This is a genomic window from Nocardia sp. CNS-044, assembly GCF_059570515.1.
Genome location: NZ_JCANSX010000006.1, coordinates 481771 through 499166, shown reverse-complemented (window position 1 = coordinate 499166; position 17396 = coordinate 481771). Strand labels below are relative to the sequence as shown.

Here is a 17396-nt window from a genome sequence, read left to right as displayed (position 1 = left end):
CGTCCCGGCGAGGACGCGCGCGCGACCCGGACCCGGCGGCGTCTGTGAAGCGACGACGTCGCACGAGCTGACCTCCACTGAACGTTATGCACCAAACAGTGACCCGCGTCACGCGGGTCGTCATCATTTTGCACAGGCGGCCGGGACGGCTCGCATTCCGGTACCACTCGGAGGACATGATTCGCCATGAGCGATACACCTCGCGCTGTTCGGCGCGACCGCACCCACTGGCTGTATCTGGCGGTCATCGCCGCGGTCGGCGCGGGCATCCTCGTCGGCTGGCTCGCGCCCGACGTGGGCGTCTCGCTCGCGCCGCTCGGCACCATGTTCGTCGACCTGATCAAGATGATGATCGCCCCGGTCATCTTCTGCACCATCGTGCTCGGCATCGGCTCGGTGCGCACCGCGGCCACCGTCGGCAAGGTCGGCGGGCTCGCGCTCGGCTACTTCCTCGTCATGTCGACGATCGCGCTCGGCATCGGCCTCGTGGTCGGCAACCTGCTGGAACCGGGCAGCGGCATGAACATCGCCAAGACCGCGGGCGCGGGCGCCAAGTACGCCGATCAGGCGCACAGCGCGGGCGGCACTTGGGATTTCATCAACGGCATCATCCCGACCACGCTGGTCTCCTCGCTCACCGCGGGCAGCGTGCTGCAGGCGCTGTTCGTCGCGCTGCTCGTCGGCTTCGCGGTGCAGGCCATGGGCAGCGCGGGCGAGCCGATCCTGCGTGCGGTGACGCTGGCGCAGAAGCTGGTCTTCCGCATCCTGTCGATGATCTTGTGGCTGGCGCCGATCGGCGCGTTCGGCGCGATCGCGAACGTGGTCGGCAAGACCGGCCTGGACGCCGTGGTGCAGCTGGCCACCCTGATGATCGCGTTCTACCTGACCTGCCTGGTGTTCGTGTTCGGCGTGCTCGGCGTGCTGGTGCGGGTGGTGTCGGGCGTGTCGATCCTGAAGCTGGTCCGATACCTGGCTCGCGAGTACCTGCTCATCGTCGGCACCTCGTCCTCGGAATCGGCACTGCCGCGGCTGATCGCGAAGATGGAGCACCTGGGCGTCGAGCGGACCACCGTCGGCGTGGTCGTGCCCACCGGCTACTCGTTCAACCTGGACGGCACCGCGATCTACCTGACCATGGCATCGATCTTCATCGCCGACGCGATGGGCAAGCCGCTCAGCCTGCCCGAACAGCTCGGACTGCTGCTGTTCATGATCGTCGCGTCGAAGGGCGCCGCGGGCGTCACCGGCGCGGGTCTGGCCACCCTCGCGGGCGGGTTGCAGAGCCACCGGCCCGAACTGCTCGACGGCGTCGGCCTGATCGTCGGCATCGATCGCTTCATGTCGGAGGCCCGCGCGCTGACGAACTTCTCCGGCAACGCCGTCGCGACCGTGCTGATCGGCACCTGGACCAAGACCATCGACGTGGAGCAGGTCCGGCTGGTGCTCGACCGGGAGCTGCCGTTCGACGAACGCACCATGGTCGACGAGCACGGTGCGCCGGAGTCCGCCGAACCCGCCGAACCCGCCGAGAAGAGCCTGGTCTCGGCCTGACCCCTGAGACGTCCCGGCCAACGCCGGGGCCGCGGGCGGCATCGCGCTCCATCCACCCCCTCCGCACGGTGCCGCCCTGGCGATCGACGAAGGGCCCGCGTTATCCCGCGGGCCCTTCGTTCGTTTTCGTTGGGGCTCAGGTATTTCCGGCGGTCAGGCGACCGCCCACTTCTCCGGATTCAAGTGGTACTGGACGAGCGCGGTGGCGTGGCCGTGGCCGATGCCGTGCTCGGTCTTCAGCAACTCGACCAGCGCCTTGTGCCCGGCCAGACCCGAATCGCGCAGCACGGTGAACCACTCGTCGATGCCGCGGCCGTACTTGGCCTCGATGTTGGGGAAGTAGGACGCGGGGCCGTGCGGCTTGGTCGCCATGGTCGTCTCCTGTGCTCGAAGTGCGTTCACAGGTAAAGACGGGACCTCGTCGCGGGACTCATCGGCGGGCTGGAGTTTGTGCCCTGGATCACACCGCGGGGACGGCCGCGCCCTTGGCCACCGACCGCTCCCTGATCAGCAGCGCACCGGTGACCGCGACCAGCAGCGCGGTGAGTCCATGGATGCCGAAGGCGGCGCCCGCCGAACCGTCCCAGCGCAGGACCGTGAGCATGTCGCCGAACGGGATCAGCGCGATCACCAGCGTGGCGATGCCGAGCGCGTACCGCTGCTTCGCGACGAGCAGTGCCAGGATGACCAGCCCGGACGCGGTATCGCGGAGCCTGGATAGATTGTCTAGCGGTGCTAGAATTCGGCCATGAGCACCCAGACTCGTAAGGAACGCGAACTGGCCGAACGCCATCGGCGAATCATCGAGACCGCCCGCGAACTGGCCGAGTCCCAGGGCTGGGAATCGGTGACGGTGCGCAGGCTCGCCGACCGCATCGAATACAGCCAGCCGGTGCTCTACAGCCACTTCGCGGGCAAGACCGCCATCGTGACGGCCGTCGCCGAGCAGGGCTTCGCCGAACTCACCGAGGCACTGCGCGCGGCGCATGCCACCGCCGAGACTCCGGCCGCTGCGCTGGAGTCCGTGGCGCGGGCCTACCTCGACTTCGCGGCCGCCAACCCGGCGCTCTACGACGCGATGTTCCTGATGAAGACCGACCTGACCTTCGGGCCGGACGCGCCGCAGGCGCTGCGCGACGGCTGGGCCGAGCTGGAGCGCCTGTTCCGCCCATACGTCGAGGAACCCGATCTCGGCGCGCGCACCGAGGTGGCCTGGAGCTCGATCCACGGCATGGCCACCCTCGCGCGCGGCGGTCGGCTGGTGCCGGAACTCTGGGAGGCGCGGCTGCGGATCCTGGTCGACGAGTGGCTGGCCGGGGTCGGGGCCGAGGCGCGTCGCTGAGTTCTCGCGCGCAGGTAGCGTGGGTTCATGGCTGATGTTGTGGTGGTCGGCTCCGGACCCAACGGACTCGCCGCGGCGGTGGTTCTCGCCTCGGCGGGACTGTCGGTCGAGGTGTTCGAGGCCGAGGCCAAGCCGGGTGGCGGCTCGCGCACCGCGGAGCTGACATTGCCGGGCTTCCACCACGACGTGTGCGCGGGCGCGCACCCGATGGCCTTGGCGTCGCCCTTCTTTCGCGCGTTCGATCTCGGCGCGCGCGGCGTCGAGCTGCTCACTCCCGAGGTGTCTTATGCGCACCCGATGGACGGCGGCCGGGCCGGACTCGCCTGGCTGGATCTGGAGCGGACCGTCGCCGATCTCGGCCGCGACGGTGACGCGTGGCGGCGGCTGTTCGCGCCGCTCGTTCGCAAGTGGCAGGGCGTCGTGGACGTGGCCATGTCCGATATGCGCGCGCTACCCGACGACTTGCCGACCGCGGTGCGTTTCGGCCTGCGGCTGGTCGAACAGGGCTCGCCCCTGTGGAACGCGCGCTTCCACGAGGACATCGCACCCGCGCTGCTGACCGGTGTGGCGACCCACGCGATCACCTCACCGCGCGCCGTCCCCGCGGTCGGCGCGGGCCTGCTGCTCGCCACGCTCGGCCACGCGGGCGGCTGGGTCATCCCGCGCGGCGGCAGCCAGGCCATTCCCGACGCGCTCATCGCCGAACTCGAGGACCTCGGCGGCCGGGTGCACACCGGCCACCGGGTGGATTCGCTGGACGAGTTCGCCGGTGCGCGCGCCGTGCTGCTCGATCTCGCGCCCGCGGGCCTGCTCCGCCTGGCCGCCGACCGGCTGCCCACCCGATACGCCAAGCGGCTGCGCCGGTTCAGGTACGGCGGCGCCGCGTGCAAGGTCGATTTCGCGCTCTCCGGCCCGGTGCCGTGGCAGGCCGAGGGTTGCGCCCAGGCGGGCACCCTGCACCTGATCGGCAGCCGCGCCGAGGCGATGGCGGCCGAGGGCGCGGTCGCCGCGGGCCGCCACGCCGAGCGCCCGTACGTGCTCGCCATCCAGCCGGGCGTCGTCGATCCCGGTCGCGCGCCCGGCGACGCGCACACCTTCTACACCTACGCCCACGTGCCGAACGGTTCCGATCGCGACATCAGCGACGCGGTCATCGCCCAGGTGGAGCGTTTCGCGCCGGGCTTCCGCGACCTGATCCTCGCCACGAATGTGATCACCGCCGCCGAACAACCCGCGCACAACGCCAACTACGTCGGCGGCGACATCTCCGCGGGCGCGATGACGTTGCGCCAGACGGCCTTCCGCCCCGCCCCGCGCTGGAACCCGTACGCCACACCGCTGCCCGGGGTCTACCTGTGCTCCGCGGCGACACCGCCGGGTCCCGGCGTGCACGGCATGAACGGCATGCACGCCGCCCGCCACGTGCTCCGGCACGAATTCGACATCCACACCGACCCGCTCGAACTCCTGCGCGACCGTCAGCCACAGCACCGCTGACATCGCCTGGACGGGTTCCTCCTCGGCGGGGCGGCCTTTCGCCGCCGCCACCGGCCGAAACAGATCGGCTCCAGACGAACGCGATTCACCGTCGGAATCGCAGCGCAGACCCGTGTCTGGGCGGCGCGACCACCCGCCAACACACGCGCCGAAAAACGCGCGAGCACCGCTGTCCTCGGACAACGGTGCTCACGCGGAGATGATCGCTAGACGGGCGCCGTGCGGTAGAGATCGGGCTCGACGTAGATGACCCGCGCGGCGGGCACAGCGCGGCGGACCCGCGCCTCGGCGGCGTCGATGGCCGCGGCGATGGTCGCGATGTCGAGACCCGGCGTGATCGCCACCTTCGCCGCCACCAGAATCTCCTCCGGGCCCAAGTACTGAGTCTTGAGGTGGATGACGCGGTCGATACGCTCGCCGTCGATCAGGCTCTCCCGGATCGCCCTGTCCTCCTCGGGGGTCGCGCCCTCGCCGATCAGCAAGCTCTGCATCTCGATGATCAGGATGATCGCGATGACACCGAGGAGCGCGCCGATGCACAGGGTGCCGATGCCGTCCCAGACCGCGTTGCCGGTAGCCATGGTCAGGCCGACGCCGAGGAAGGCGAGAATCAGACCGACCAGCGCGCCCATGTCCTCCAACAGCACCACGGGCAGCTCGGGGCTGCGCGAGTTGCGAATGAACCGCCACCAGGTGGCGCCGCCCTTGAGCGGACGGGATTCGCGGATCGCGGTGATGAAGCTGAAGGTCTCCAAGCCGATGGCGATCAACAGGATGACGATCGCGACGATCGGCGAGCTGAGATCCTCGGGATGCTGGATCTTGTGGATGCCCTCGTAGATGGCGTAGATCGAGCCGAGCGTGAACAGCACGAGAGCCACGATGAACGAGTAGAAGTAGCGGTTGCGCCCGTAACCGAACGGGTGCAGCTCGTCGGCCTCCTGTTCGGCGCGGCGCTGGCCGAACAGCAGCAAGCCCTGATTGGAAGTGTCGGCCACCGAGTGCACCGCCTCGGCCAGCATCGAGGCCGAACCGGTGATCGCCGCGCCGATGAACTTCGCCACCGCGATCCCCGCGTTCGCCGTCAACGCGGCCAGAATCGCCTTCTTGCCACCGCCAGCAGACATGTCCTGAAGGTCCTCTCTCGTTTCGCCGATCACGGCTAACTTAGCTTGTTCGCCGATCCTCGGCCGAGTGCGTGCGCCCGTCGCTCAGCTGCCCGCGCCGAGGCAGGCGCAGAACAGCTGGGCGGGTCCGTCCACCGTTTGGGCGCGAATATCGCTGTCTGCGGCCGAGATCCAGGCCGCGCCGCCGCGCCCGACGAGCAGCTCCGCGCCGTCCTGGAGCAGCCGCACCGTGCCCGCCGTGCACAGCATGATGCCCGGCCCCGCCGAGGTGAGCGGCACCTGTCCGGAACCCGCGGTGAGATCGAATCGGCGCAGTGCGAATTCGGGCGCGGGGGTGCGATACCGCACCGAGCCGTCGCCCGCCGGTTCCGGCAGCACGACCGGCAGATCGATCGGCTCGAAATCCAGCACCCGCAACAGTTCCGGCACGTCGACGTGCTTGGGCGTCAACCCGCCGCGCAGCACGTTGTCGGAGTTGGCCATGATCTCCACGCCGAGCCCGCGCAGGTAGGCGTGCAGGTTTCCGGCGTCCAGGAACAGTCCCTGCCCCGGCTCCAGCGTGACCCGGTTCAGCAGGAGCGCGGCCAGCACGCCCGCGTCGCCGGGATAGGCCTCGGCGAGCTCGAGCGCGGTGCGTGCCTCGAGGGTGAAGGCGCGCTTGCCCTTTCCGGACAGATACCGCACGCAGCCGTCCAGCACCGCGGGCAGCAACGTGGCGAGCACCGGCTGCGGCAGCGTGATCCAGGTGGTGAACAGTGTTCGCAAGCCCGCCGAATCGGGTTGGGAGGCAAGCATCTCCGTGTACGAGGCGAGCTGGGGGACCTCCAGCGCACGGAACAGCTCGACGGTGCGGCGCGGTTCGCGGAACCCGGCCAGCGCCTCGAAGCGGTCCAGCGCCACCACCAGTTCCGGCTTGTGGTTCTCGTCCCGATAGTTGCGCATCGGCGAGTCCAGCGGCACCCGCGCGCGGTTCTCCCGCTCGAATCCGGCGCGCGCCTGCGACGCCGACGGATGCGCCTGCAGCGACAGCGGCTCCTCGGCCGCCAGGATCTTCAGCAGGAACGGCAGCTTGTCACCGAATTCCGGTGCGGCCGCGCCCAGTTCGCGATGCGGGTTCGCGGCGACGAACTCCAGCAGCGATGTGGTGCCGACCGGCGTCTTGACGTGCGCGGGATCGGCGGGATGGGCGCCGAACCAGAGTTCGGCCTCGGGGTGTGCGGAGGGGACGGGACGGCCGCACAGCTGAGCGAGCGCGGTGCGCGAACCCCATGCGTAGGAACGCAGTGCACCAACGAGTTCGTGCACTAGTAGCGTCCCCCGTCGTACTGTTCGCCGCCGAAACCGCGGGACGTGTCCGCGGCCGCGCCGCGCGAGCCGATCAGCCGCAGGTAGGCCGCGGCCATCTCCAAGCGCAGCGCGAGCACCGCGAGTTGCTCCAGTTCCGTGCCGCGCCCGGACCCGCCGGGCTCCTCGCCGCGCACCGGCGTCGGGGCGGCCGGATCGGTCAGGCTGTTCTGTAACAGGTCGACGTCGGCGCTCACCAGATCGGCGTCGACCAGACCGGATCCGGCGCCGCCGAACACCGCGACCCGGCGCCGTGCGGCGGCCTGATCGGGATCGGCGCTGAGCACGAACACCCGGATTCGCTCCACCGGCGCGGGGCCGTCGAGTTCCTCGTCGTGGAACAGTGGATCGAAGTCGGGTGCGGACTCGCCCGCGGCCTCGACCATGCGCGGATTCGCGGCGACCGCCTCGGCGAGATCGGCCGCCGTCGCCACCTTGCCCGCGGCCTGCAGCAGCACCTCGGCGCCGTGCTCGGCGAGCTCCGCGGCGGCGGGGGAGTCGCCCGCCAGCACGATGCCGCGCTGCTGCATGCGCGCGGCCAGCGTCTTGGCGGGGTTGTGGAAGACCTCGTTGTGCGGTCCGTCGCGCAGCGCTTCGGCGTCGAGCACGTCGGCCAGCGCGGTCAGGTCCGGCACGGCCGCGCCGGTGCGCGTCGGATCGACGATGCGCAGCACCGCGATACCGGCCGCGAGGAAGCGCAGCAATCGGTTGTGGTCGAGCACCGGGACCCGCGGCTCCAGCAGCGCGGCCCGGCCCGCGGCGGCGGCGCGCAGCGGACCCTCGTGCGGTGCGGCGACGACGACCTCGGCGCCGCGGCGCAGCGCGCGGTCCACCGCGTCGATCAGGCGCGGATCGCCCGCGTCGTCACCGGCGACGAGCACCACGTCCAGCGGGCCCACCCACGGCGGCAGCGCGGCGACCGACACCACCGGCAGACCCGCGCGGTCACCGAGCGCGGCGACGAGCAAACCGGCGGCGCGTGCGGCGCGGCCGGAGCCGGAGACCAGGACCACGCTGCGTGGGCGAAGGTCGGCGAGACGGGCGAGCGCATGCTCGCCGATGGCCGCCGCGGTGGCGCGCACTTGGGCGCCACCCGAGGCGGCCGAGCGCAGGGCGCCGCCGCTGTCCGCCGCTTCGAGCGAAGCGGCATCGTCGAGGTCGAGCACCGGTGTTCCAGCGATCATCGGGCGTTCCACCTCCCCTCATCGCGCTGCGTCCGGATCGTCCACACCGAGCCCAGGTCGGGCGAATCCACTGTCAGTGATTCCACTATTCCAGTCGGGAGCGGGCATCGCTCGGGATCTCGCGCTGAGCAGAACCCTCTGCTTCCACGGTCGAATCCCGAGCTTGTGATTCCACTCCGTCGTAACTCCACTATCCCAGTCAGGACCGGACGATGCCCAGAATCTCGCATCAGGCAGAGCCGTCTGCTTCCGCGGTCGAATCCTGAGCTTGTGATTCCACTCCGTCGTAATTCCACTATCCCAGTCAGGAGCGGACGATTCCCAAAATCTCGGTCACGAGTGCGTCTACTTCCTCCGGCGATCTGGCCTCGACGTTCAGCCGCAGCAACGGCTCGGTATTCGAGGCGCGCAGGTTGAACCAGGCGTCGTCGGCCAGCTGGACCGTCACCCCGTCGAGGCGGTCCACCGACTTGGCGCGATCCTCGAATGCCTCGACCACGGCCAGCGTCCGCTCCTTGGCGTCGGCCACCGTCGAGTTGATCTCGCCCGAGGCGGCGTAGGTCTCGTAGGACGACATCAGCTCCGAGATCGGCCGGTCCTTCTCGCCGAGCGCGGCGAGCACGTGCAGCGCCGCGAGCATGCCGGAGTCGGCGCCCCAGAAATCGCGGAAGTAGTAGTGCGCGGAGTGCTCGCCGCCGAACACCGCGCCGGTGGCGGCCATCTGCTGCTTGATGAACGAGTGGCCGACCCTGGTGCGCACCGGGGTCCCGCCCAGCTCGTGCACAAGCTCCGGCACCGCGCGCGAGGTGATCAGGTTGTGGATGATGGTCGCGCCCGGCTCCTTGGCCAGTTCGCGCTCGGCGACCAGCGCGGTGATGGCCGAGGGGGAGACCGGCTCGCCGTGCTCGTCCACCACGAAGCAACGGTCGGCGTCGCCGTCGAAGGCCAGGCCGATGTCGGCGCCGGATTCGCGGACCAGCCGCTGCAGGTCGACCAGGTTCTTCGGGTCGAGCGGGTTGGCCTCGTGGTTGGGGAACGAACCGTCCAGCTCGAAGTAGAGCGGCACGATGGTCACCTGCGCGAGCGTGCCGAGCACCTCCGGCACGGTGTGCCCGCCCATGCCGTTGCCCGCGTCCACCGCGATGGTGAGCGGGCGGATGTTCTCCAGATCGACCAGCCCGCGCAGGAATTGCGCGTAGTCGGCGAGCAGGTCCACTTCGGTGGCGCTGCCGTGCGGGCCGTCGAATTCCGGCACGCCCGCGACGAGCTCGTCCTTGATCGCGGCCAGGCCGGTGTCCTGGCCGACCGGCAGCGCGTTCGCGCGGCACAGCTTGATGCCGTTGTACTGGGCGGGGTTGTGGCTCGCGGTGAACATGGCGCCGGGGCAGCCGAGGCGGCCGGAGGCGAAGTACAGCTGGTCGGTGGAGGCCAGGCCGATGTGCACCACGTCGAGACCCTGGGCGCGCACACCGTCGGCGAAGGCGGCGGCCAGCGCGGGGGAGGACTCGCGCATGTCGTGTCCGATGACCACACGGCCGGCGCCCTCGCCGCGCATCAGCCGAGCGAAGGAAGCTCCCACGTCCCTGACGAATTGCGCGTCGATCTGTTCACCGACCACACCGCGAACGTCGTAGGCCTTGATCACCGCGTTCACGAATTCGGCAGAGCGGGCGACTGTCATGGGCACTACCCTAGTGTGCCCCGCCGACACCGTGGGACCGCTCCCTACCCTCCGCCCCGATTTCACCCCGCGGGGCTGGTGTGGGGCTGTGGCCCCGGCCCCCCGTCGCGCTCGAGAACACGCCGCGGGCAACCGATTTCGCCGGGCGCGCGACAGAGCTGTGGCGACCGGACCGGGAGGAGCGTTCCGACGAGAGGCGTCTGGGTGTCTCGGAACGAGAGCGCGCGAGGTCAGTTCGGCGGATCGGGCAGCACGCGCAGATGCCCGCGTCTGCCGGTACGCGTGGTGCGCTGCGGCGCGGGTGCGTAGTCGCGGTAGCCGCGCTGATCGGGCTCCGGGGGACGGCGTCGCAGACCGGCCTCGCGAACGGCTTCGGCCAGTGCGGTGAGATCGTCGTCGTCCGGGGTGGTGGAGAAGCCGCCCTCGTGGCGGACCAGCTCCCAGCCCTTCGGCGCGGTGATCCGGGAAGCGTGCGTTTCGCACAGGTCCCACGAATGTGGTTCGGCGACCGTCGCGAGCGGACCGACCACCGCGGTGGAGTCCGAGTAGACATACGTGAGCGTCGCGACGGCCGGATTCTTGCAGCCGGGTCGGCAGCAACGACGCATGGGGATCACGCCGATGAGAGTAACCCCCCTGGCCTCCGGATGTGGACAGACACGCGCTAAGAGTGGCGGCTCACACGCGTACTTCCGCCCTCGCTCCGGGCATGCGCGGTCGCGAGCGAACCTCGTCCGGCCACGCCGGTCGGACGCGAATCGCCCGATTCGGGACCTACTCTTCCTCCGCCTCCGGATCGATGACGTCGGGGTCGACGCCGAGGTAGGTGGCGATCTGCTGCACGAGCACCTCGCGCAGCAGATCGACCAGATCGTCCGGATCGCTCGCGCGCAGCTCGAGCGGTTTGCGGAACAGCACGATCCGCGCGCGGGTCGCCTGACCGTGCCGGTCGACGCCCGCGGGGATCAGCCGGGACAGCGGGACCGGTCCGTCGGCCACCACCTCGTCCGGCCAGGTGACCGAATCAGGGTGCAGCGGACGGATTTTCGGTACATCGTCGACGGCGATGTCGAGTTTGGTGAGCCGATCGTGCCAGCGGCTGTCGAGCGGGGCGAACGCCTCCAGCACGAGCCGGTCGAACTGCTGGCCTCGGGTGCGCCAGGCGGGCACCGTCGGCGGCAGCATCGGCCCGCGCACCCCGCGGCCGCGTCGGATCACCGACCGGGCGGTGGGCGGGCGTCGATGGCGGGAACGGGACATACCCAAAATCTAGGTGAACTCGCACCGACCCCGCGCATCGAGGTCGGTGCGACACCTACGTGTCAGCCGATACCGCGCTTGAGGCGCCGGCGCTCCCGCTCGGAGAGGCCACCCCAGATACCGAAGCGCTCATCGTGTGCGAGTGCGTATTCCAGGCACTCGTCGCGTACCTCGCAGCCCATGCAGATCCGTTTCGCCTCGCGGGTCGAGCCGCCCTTCTCGGGGAAGAACGCCTCCGGATCGGTCTGCGCGCACAGGGCACGCTCCTGCCATTGCTCTTCGATGCTTTCGAACATCTCGTCGAAGCCCGTCACGACCAGGCTGAGCCGGGGTGTCGACACCGCGTCACCGCCGTCTTGCTCGCTCCGGCCGATGTCTGCGCAGACGCCACGTGCTGCGCCTGCTGTGGAATCGGGTTGCGAGACCATATCGTTGGCCATCGCTCCGCCTCCTCACTGTGTGTTAGCGCAGAATGATTCTTTCCGTCGGACCAACACGCACACCGACGGCCCTACCCCGCGACGTTGTCCCGCGGACATCCCCGAGCGCGTCACCCCGGCTCGAACATCTGTTCGAAAAGTCGTCCGCGCCTTGCACTCTCGCGCGAACCCGGAATGACATGACTGTGATTAGACACGCCGGACGTGTCGATGGTCAAGCCGCCGACGCTATTCCGTTACTATCCGCGACCGATTTCCGTGCTGATCTTGGTGTATGGCATAGCAAATGACCAGCAAATATGGCCCGAACACCGCTCGCTTCGACACCGCATAGGCTGTGCGGATGTGACTGGACAACAAGCGGACATCGCGCCCGCCAAGGGGCCCAAGATCGCCGTACTGGTCGGCGGAGTCGGCGGCGCGCGCTTCCTGCAGGGCGTGCGGGAACTGCTGCCGGAAGCCGACGTTTCCGCGATCGTGAACGTCGGTGACGACGTCTGGATGCACGGCCTCCGCATCTGCCCCGACCTCGATACCTGCATGTACACCCTCGGCGGGGGGATCGATACCGAACGCGGGTGGGGCCGCGTCGGCGAGACCTGGCACGCCAAGGAGGAGCTGGCGAAATATCACGCGCAGCCGGACTGGTTCGGCTTGGGCGATCGCGATATCGCGACGCACTTGATTCGCACCGAAATGTTGCGTGCCGGGTATCCACTCTCGGCGGTCACCGAAGCGCTCTGCAACCGGTGGCAACCCGGCGTGAAACTGATCCCGGCAACCGACGATCGGTGTGAAACGCATGTGGTTGTCAGCGACCCCGAGAACCCTGGCGAACGCCGCGCGATCCATTTTCAAGAGTGGTGGGTTCGATACCGCGCGAACATCGACACCCATGGATTCGCCACAATCGGGGCGGATGAAGCAAAACCGGCCCCAAATGTGACGGATATCATATCGTCCGCCGACGCGGTGCTGCTGGCGCCGTCCAACCCGGTGGTGAGTATCGGCGCCATCCTCGCGGTGCCCGGCATCCGCGGCGCGCTGCGCACCACCGAGGCGAAGGTGATCGGCGTCTCCGGCGTGATCGACGGAAAACCGTTGCGCGGCATGGCCGACGAGTGCCTGTCGGTGATCGGCGTCGAGACGACGGCCGAGGCGATCGGTCGCTACTACGGCGCCCGCTCGGCCACCGGCATTCTCGACGGCTGGCTGATCCACAGCACCGATACCGCCGACGTGCCTGGCGTCGAGGTGCGCAGCGTGCCGCTGCTCATGACCGACCCGCCGACGACCGCCGAAATCGTGCGCGAGGCACTGGATCTCGCGGGGGTGAAGCCGTGACCTCGATCGACCACGCCGCGGGCGAGCTGAGCATCCTGCCCGTCACCGGCCTGCCGGAGTTCCGTCCCGGCGACGACATCGCCGAGCACATCGCCACACGGGCGCCCTGGCTGGCCGACGGCGACATCCTCGTGGTCACCAGCAAGATCGTGGCCAAGGCCGAGGGCCGAATCGTCGCCGCGCCACTGGATCCCGAGGAACGCGACGCCGCCCGCCGGGCGCTGGTGGACCAGGAGGCCGTGCGGGTGCTCGCGCGCAAGGGCCGCACCCTGATCACCGAGAACAAGCTCGGCATCGTCCAGGCGGCATCCGGCGTGGACGGTTCCAATGTCGAGCAGGGCGAATTGGTGCTGCTGCCCAGCGATCCGGACGGCAGTGCCAAGGCGCTGCGGACCGCGCTGGCCGAACGGCTCGGCGTGACCGTCGCCGTCGTGATCACCGACACGATGGGACGGGCCTGGCGCAACGGGCAGATCGACGCCGCGATCGGCGCGGCCGGGCTGCGGGTGCTGCACGACTACGCGGGCTCGGTGGACGGGCAGGGCAACGAACTGCAAGTCACCCAGGTGGCCGTCGCCGACGAGCTGGCCGCCGCCGCGGATCTGGTGAAGGGCAAACTGGGCGGCGTCCCGGTCGCGGTGGTGCGCGGCCTGCCGTTCGTCGACGACGGTTCGGGCGCGACGAATCTGCTGCGCCGCGGTACCGACGACCTGTTCTGGCTAGGCACCGCCGAGGCCATCGAGCGCGGGCGCGGCGAGGCCGTGCTGCTGCGACGTTCGGTGCGCGAGTTCGCCGACACCCCGGTCGATCCGGAACGCGTCCGGGCGGCGGTCGCCGTCGCGCTGACCGCGCCCGCGCCGCATCACACCCGGCCGGTCCGATTCGTCTGGCTGCGCGATCGGGAACTGCGGAATCGGTTGCTGGAGGCGATGGCCGACAAGTGGCGCGCCGACCTCACGGCCGACGGACGCGACCCCGAGAGGGTGGAGCGGCGAGTGGCGCGTGGCCGGATCCTGTTCGACGCCCCCGAGGTGATCATCCCGTTCTGCGTGCCGGACGGCGCGCACGACTATCCCGACGAACGCCGCCGCGCCGCCGAGCGGACCATGTTCACCGTGGCGGTGGGCGCGGCCGTGCAGGGTCTGCTCGTCGCGCTGGCCACCGAGGGGATCGGCAGCTGCTGGATCGGCTCGACCATCTTCGCCCCCGAGATCACCAGGGACGTGCTGGGTCTCGCCGCGGACTGGAACCCGTTGGGCGCCATCGCCATCGGTCATCCGTTGACGGAGCTGACGCCGCGTCCGGTCACGGGGCCGGGGGAAGGGTTGGTCGAGCTGTGAGCGCTGAGTCGCTGCACGCGTCGGCGACATCGCTGCTGGAGGCCTGGCGTCCCGTAGTGGACCAGGATCGGTCGCTGCGGGAGGCCATGCTGGCCTTCCTCGGTTCCGCGCCGCGCGGCTGTCTGCGCGAGCACGCACCCGGTCACATCACGGCCTCCGCCGTGGTGTTCTCCCACGACGCCCGCGAGGTGCTGCTGACCCTGCATCCGAAGGTGGGGCGCTGGATTCAGCTCGGCGGGCACTGCGAGGAGGGCGACGACACCGTCGCCGACGCCGCGCTGCGGGAGGCGACCGAGGAGTCCGGCATCCCGGGGCTGCGGATCGAGCCCGGCCTCTACGGTGCGCAAGCGCATCCGATCACCTGTTCGCTCGGTGTGCCGACCCGCCACCTCGATCTGCTGTTCCGTATCACCGCGCCCGCCGGTGCGGTGCCGGTGCGCAGCGCGGAGTCGACGGATCTGCGGTGGTGGCCGGTGGACGCGCTGCCGGAGGATGCCGAGGTCTTGTTGTACTGAAGAAGACGCAAGGCGTCCGGTCGGTCTACGGTCCCGACCGGACGCCTTTTGTTATGTCATAACGACTTTACAAATCAGTTCTTTTGTATAGACATGTGACAGTTGTCGTTCTAATGTCCACCCCAGAAGTATTGTGCGTCACACCTCGGTGTGCGCCGCACTGATGGGAGACATCGATGTCGACGGATGCCGACGCGCCGCAGCGCCCGGTCGAAGCCCCGGCCTGGCGTGATCGCAAGCGCTATCTCTGGCTCTGGGGGCTGTTCGCGCCGACCGGCTTGTTCACGATCGGGCTTCCGCTGATCTGGGCACTGAACGAAATCGGCTGGCATCGCCTGGCGCAGGTGCCGTTCTGGCTCGGCCCGATCCTGGTCTACCTGGTGATCCCGCTGGCCGACATCTTCTTCGGCCCCGATGGCGAGAACCCGCCCGACGAGGTGATGACGTACCTCGAGAACGACAAGTACTACCGCTACCTCACGTACCTCTATCTGCCGTTCCAATACGCCTCGCTGATCCTGGCCTGCTACCTGATCAGCGCCGACGACCTCGGCTGGCTCGGCATCGACGGCGGCCTGCACGTCGTGGACAAGATCGGTCTGGCCATCACGGTCGGCACGATCGGCGGCATCGGGATCAACACCGCCCACGAACTCGGGCACAAGAAGGTCGACCTGGAGCGGTGGCTGTCCCGCATCGCCCTGGCCCAATCGTTCTACGGCCACTTCTACATCGAGCACAACCGCGGCCACCACGTCCGCGTCGCCACCCCCGAGGACCCGGCGAGTTCCCGTGTGGGCGAGACCTTCTGGGCGTTCTGGCCGCGGACGGTGGGGGGCGGCCTGAAGTCCTCGTGGCGGTTGGAGAAGGTGCGGCTCGAGCGATTGGGCAAGAAGCCGTGGTCGCCAGGCAACGAGGTGCTCTCGGCCTGGCTGATGTCGGTCGTGCTGTACGCGGCGCTGGTCGCGGTGTTCGGTCTCGGCGTGCTGCCCTACCTGGTGTTGCAGGCCGTGATCGGTTTCAGTCTGCTGGAGGCGGTCAACTACCTCGAGCACTACGGACTGGTTCGTCAGCGCACCGACACCGGTCGCTACGAGCGTCCCGCCCCGGTGCACAGCTGGAACAGCGACCACATCGTCACCAACATCTTCCTGTACCACCTGCAGCGGCACAGTGATCACCACGCCTACCCGACCCGTCGCTACCAGACCTTGCGCAGCTGGGACGGCGCGCCCAACCTGCCGAGCGGCTACGCGAGCATGATCCTGCTCGCCTACTTTCCGCCGTTGTGGCGCAAGGTGATGGACAAGCGGGTGCTCGCGCACTACGGCGGCGACATCACCCTGGCCAACATCCACCCGGGCAAGCGGGATCGGATCCTCGCGCGCTACGGCGCGGAGGTGGAATCATGACCGCATACCGTTGTCCTGTTTGTGATTACATCTTCGACGAGACCAAAGGCGCTCCGCGCGAAGGGTTTCCGGCTGGCACCCGGTGGGCCGACGTGCCCGACGATTGGTGCTGCCCGGACTGCGGTGTGCGGGAAAAGATCGATTTCGAACCGGTAGGAGTGACCTCGTGACCGAATACAAGCTGTACCAGTGCATCCAGTGCGGCTTCGAATACGACGAGGCCAAGGGCTGGCCCGAAGACGGCATCGCGCCCGGCACCAGGTGGGACGACATCCCGGACAATTGGACCTGCCCGGACTGCGGCGCGGCCAAGGCCGACTTCTTCATGGTCGAGATCGAGCGGTCGTGAGATTTTGACTGCGGCGGATGCCCGTGACAACCTCGCGGGTATGCCGCGCAATGGACCGAGGGTTCCGTACCAGGAGGCGGCGCGGGAACTCCTGCGCACCTCCGTCCTCGACGCCATGCGCGAACTGCTGACCGAGCGGGACTGGTCCAAGATCACGCTCGGCGACGTCGCGGCACGGGCCGGGGTGAGCAGGCAGACGCTGTACAACGAGTTCGGTTCGCGCGCGGGCCTCGCGCAGGGATACGCCCTGCGCTTGGCCGACGACCTGGTCGACCATGTCCGCAGCGCCATCGCGGGCAACGAGGGCGACGTCCGCGCCGCCTTCCGGGAAGCGCTGTCCGGCTTCTTCCTCGACGCCGCCGCCGATCCGCTGATCCAGTCGCTGATCGCGGGCGAGGTGAAGCTGGACCTGCTGCGCCTGATCACCCTGGACGCCGCGCCACTGGTCGAACACGCCACCGAGCGGCTGTCCAAGGTGTTCCAGGACAGCTGGGTCGACGCGACGGAGGCGGAGTCGGTCGTGCTGGCGGCCGCGCTGGTCCGGATCGCGCTCAGCTACATTCCGACACCGCCCGCGCCGGGCCGCAACGCGCCCGCCGATCTCGCCGAACTGCTCGGGCCCTACGTCGAGGCGATCCTGGCCGCCCGTGCGGCGCGTCGACCGAGTGCCTCGGATTCGCTCGATTAGGGGAAAGGCCCCCAAGGAATAGGGGCCGCCGACCGCCCTGGTTAGGGGAACCTTAGGGGCGAAGCCCCGATTTGCGGGAGGTGTGCGGTGACTGCTGTCACATGTGAACTCCCTGAAAAACCGACCGCCACGCTTGTAACGGTCGACACGTTTAGTCCGCGAACTCCGGTGTAACGGACTTCAAGCCTGTAAGTATTCTCATACATCGGAGTTAGGATTCTTAATTAGCGGGGCAAACGTGCAAACGGTTGGCAAACCGGCGGGATCGCCAGATCCCAAACGCCATCTGTGGGTTCTCGGCCTGATCGCACCGGCTTCCGCG

At 69.1% G+C, this 17396-nt stretch carries 19 protein-coding genes; 10 read left to right on the top strand and 9 right to left on the bottom strand.

Annotated elements, in window-relative coordinates; genetic code table 11:
* Positions 1–186: 186 nt before the first annotated feature.
* The gene (locus T333_RS10945; protein ID WP_496424376.1) at positions 187–1551 is read left to right on the top strand and encodes a cation:dicarboxylate symporter family transporter; all 1365 of its coding nucleotides are present in this window, start codon (positions 187–189) and stop codon (positions 1549–1551) included.
* Between the two features lie 153 nt (positions 1552–1704).
* On the opposite strand, the gene T333_RS10940 is transcribed toward T333_RS10945, so the two are convergent.
* Positions 1705–1923: a DUF4287 domain-containing protein gene (locus tag T333_RS10940; RefSeq protein ID WP_355001748.1), complete on the bottom strand. Its 219-nt coding sequence runs from the start codon at positions 1921–1923 to the stop codon at positions 1705–1707.
* Between the two features lie 88 nt (positions 1924–2011).
* Positions 2012–2344 carry a DUF4267 domain-containing protein gene (locus T333_RS10935; protein WP_496424375.1) on the bottom strand — a complete coding sequence of 111 codons (333 nt, stop codon included), beginning with the start codon at positions 2342–2344 and terminating at the stop codon, positions 2012–2014.
* Between T333_RS10935 and T333_RS10930 the strand changes: the two genes are divergently transcribed.
* Both T333_RS10930 and T333_RS10925 read left to right on the top strand, forming a co-directional pair.
* The gene (locus tag T333_RS10930) at positions 2300–2893 is read left to right on the top strand and encodes a TetR/AcrR family transcriptional regulator (RefSeq protein WP_496424374.1); all 594 of its coding nucleotides are present in this window, start codon (positions 2300–2302) and stop codon (positions 2891–2893) included. The genes T333_RS10935 and T333_RS10930 overlap by 45 nt on opposite strands.
* A 27-nt stretch (positions 2894–2920) precedes the next feature.
* Positions 2921–4390, top strand: coding sequence for a phytoene desaturase family protein (locus T333_RS10925; RefSeq protein ID WP_357250873.1), 1470 nt, complete (start codon positions 2921–2923; stop codon positions 4388–4390).
* A 206-nt stretch (positions 4391–4596) separates the two neighbouring features.
* On the opposite strand, the gene T333_RS10920 is transcribed toward T333_RS10925, so the two are convergent.
* The 7 genes from T333_RS10920 to T333_RS10890 all read right to left on the bottom strand — a co-directional run bounded on the left by T333_RS10920 (position 4597) and on the right by T333_RS10890 (position 11282).
* Entirely contained in the window at positions 4597–5517 is a 921-nt protein-coding gene (locus tag T333_RS10920) for a cation diffusion facilitator family transporter (RefSeq protein ID WP_355001744.1), read from the bottom strand.
* 84 nt (positions 5518–5601) lie between these two features.
* Positions 5602–6822, bottom strand: a complete 1221-nt coding sequence (gene manA / locus T333_RS10915; RefSeq protein WP_357250877.1) for a mannose-6-phosphate isomerase, class I — start codon at positions 6820–6822, stop codon at positions 5602–5604.
* Positions 6822–8045 carry a tobH protein gene (locus T333_RS10910; protein WP_357250880.1) on the bottom strand — a complete coding sequence of 408 codons (1224 nt, stop codon included), beginning with the start codon at positions 8043–8045 and terminating at the stop codon, positions 6822–6824. The genes manA and T333_RS10910 overlap by 1 nt, the downstream gene beginning before the upstream one ends.
* A gap of 304 nt (positions 8046–8349) precedes the next feature.
* Entirely contained in the window at positions 8350–9726 is a 1377-nt protein-coding gene (locus T333_RS10905) for a phosphomannomutase/phosphoglucomutase (protein WP_357250883.1), read from the bottom strand.
* A gap of 230 nt (positions 9727–9956) precedes the next feature.
* Positions 9957–10343 (bottom strand): DUF3499 domain-containing protein, encoded by a 387-nt coding sequence (locus tag T333_RS10900; RefSeq protein ID WP_185757013.1) that lies wholly within the window; start codon positions 10341–10343, stop codon positions 9957–9959.
* A 157-nt stretch (positions 10344–10500) separates the two neighbouring features.
* A complete protein-coding gene (locus tag T333_RS10895; RefSeq protein WP_355001740.1) occupies positions 10501–10986 on the bottom strand; it encodes a metallopeptidase family protein in 486 nt (161 codons plus the stop codon).
* 62 nt (positions 10987–11048) lie between these two features.
* On the bottom strand, positions 11049–11282 hold the full coding sequence (locus T333_RS10890; protein WP_029901515.1) for a WhiB family transcriptional regulator: 234 nt from the start codon (positions 11280–11282) through the stop codon (positions 11049–11051).
* A 348-nt stretch (positions 11283–11630) separates the two neighbouring features.
* Here T333_RS10890 and cofD point away from each other — a divergent pair, with 348 nt between their 5' ends.
* The 7 genes from cofD to T333_RS10855 all read left to right on the top strand — a co-directional run bounded on the left by cofD (position 11631) and on the right by T333_RS10855 (position 17074).
* The gene (gene cofD / locus T333_RS10885) at positions 11631–12770 is read left to right on the top strand and encodes a 2-phospho-L-lactate transferase (RefSeq protein WP_357250887.1); all 1140 of its coding nucleotides are present in this window, start codon (positions 11631–11633) and stop codon (positions 12768–12770) included.
* A complete protein-coding gene (locus T333_RS10880) occupies positions 12767–14110 on the top strand; it encodes a coenzyme F420-0:L-glutamate ligase (RefSeq protein WP_355001738.1) in 1344 nt (447 codons plus the stop codon). The genes cofD and T333_RS10880 overlap by 4 nt, the downstream gene beginning before the upstream one ends.
* Complete coding sequence (locus tag T333_RS10875) at positions 14107–14625, top strand: NUDIX hydrolase (protein WP_496424373.1); 519 nt, start codon at positions 14107–14109, stop codon at positions 14623–14625. Before T333_RS10880 ends, T333_RS10875 begins: the two co-directional genes overlap by 4 nt.
* A gap of 176 nt (positions 14626–14801) precedes the next feature.
* Complete coding sequence (locus T333_RS10870) at positions 14802–16037, top strand: alkane 1-monooxygenase (protein WP_496424372.1); 1236 nt, start codon at positions 14802–14804, stop codon at positions 16035–16037.
* Entirely contained in the window at positions 16034–16207 is a 174-nt protein-coding gene (locus tag T333_RS10865) for a rubredoxin (RefSeq protein WP_355001735.1), read from the top strand. Before T333_RS10870 ends, T333_RS10865 begins: the two co-directional genes overlap by 4 nt.
* Positions 16204–16386: a rubredoxin gene (locus tag T333_RS10860; protein WP_068061951.1), complete on the top strand. Its 183-nt coding sequence runs from the start codon at positions 16204–16206 to the stop codon at positions 16384–16386. The genes T333_RS10865 and T333_RS10860 overlap by 4 nt, the downstream gene beginning before the upstream one ends.
* Positions 16387–16426: 40 nt before the next feature.
* On the top strand, positions 16427–17074 hold the full coding sequence (locus tag T333_RS10855; protein ID WP_355001734.1) for a TetR/AcrR family transcriptional regulator: 648 nt from the start codon (positions 16427–16429) through the stop codon (positions 17072–17074).
* Positions 17075–17396: the final 322 nt, after the last annotated feature.

Coding starts and splice junctions, on each gene's coding strand:
- T333_RS10945 (WP_496424376.1), top strand. CDS start 187: ATGAGCGATACACCTCGCGCTGTTCGGCGCGACCGCACCCACTGGCTG.
- T333_RS10890 (WP_029901515.1), bottom strand. CDS start 11,282: ATGTTCGAAAGCATCGAAGAGCAATGGCAGGAGCGTGCCCTGTGCGCG.
- T333_RS10940 (WP_355001748.1), bottom strand. CDS start 1,923: ATGGCGACCAAGCCGCACGGCCCCGCGTCCTACTTCCCCAACATCGAG.
- T333_RS10855 (WP_355001734.1), top strand. CDS start 16,427: ATGCCGCGCAATGGACCGAGGGTTCCGTACCAGGAGGCGGCGCGGGAA.
- T333_RS10930 (WP_496424374.1), top strand. CDS start 2,300: ATGAGCACCCAGACTCGTAAGGAACGCGAACTGGCCGAACGCCATCGG.
- T333_RS10895 (WP_355001740.1), bottom strand. CDS start 10,986: ATGTCCCGTTCCCGCCATCGACGCCCGCCCACCGCCCGGTCGGTGATC.
- T333_RS10925 (WP_357250873.1), top strand. CDS start 2,921: ATGGCTGATGTTGTGGTGGTCGGCTCCGGACCCAACGGACTCGCCGCG.
- T333_RS10935 (WP_496424375.1), bottom strand. CDS start 2,344: ATGGCGTTCGGCCAGTTCGCGTTCCTTACGAGTCTGGGTGCTCATGGC.
- T333_RS10920 (WP_355001744.1), bottom strand. CDS start 5,517: ATGTCTGCTGGCGGTGGCAAGAAGGCGATTCTGGCCGCGTTGACGGCG.
- T333_RS10905 (WP_357250883.1), bottom strand. CDS start 9,726: ATGACAGTCGCCCGCTCTGCCGAATTCGTGAACGCGGTGATCAAGGCC.
- T333_RS10910 (WP_357250880.1), bottom strand. CDS start 8,045: ATGATCGCTGGAACACCGGTGCTCGACCTCGACGATGCCGCTTCGCTC.
- T333_RS10865 (WP_355001735.1), top strand. CDS start 16,034: ATGACCGCATACCGTTGTCCTGTTTGTGATTACATCTTCGACGAGACC.
- T333_RS10870 (WP_496424372.1), top strand. CDS start 14,802: ATGTCGACGGATGCCGACGCGCCGCAGCGCCCGGTCGAAGCCCCGGCC.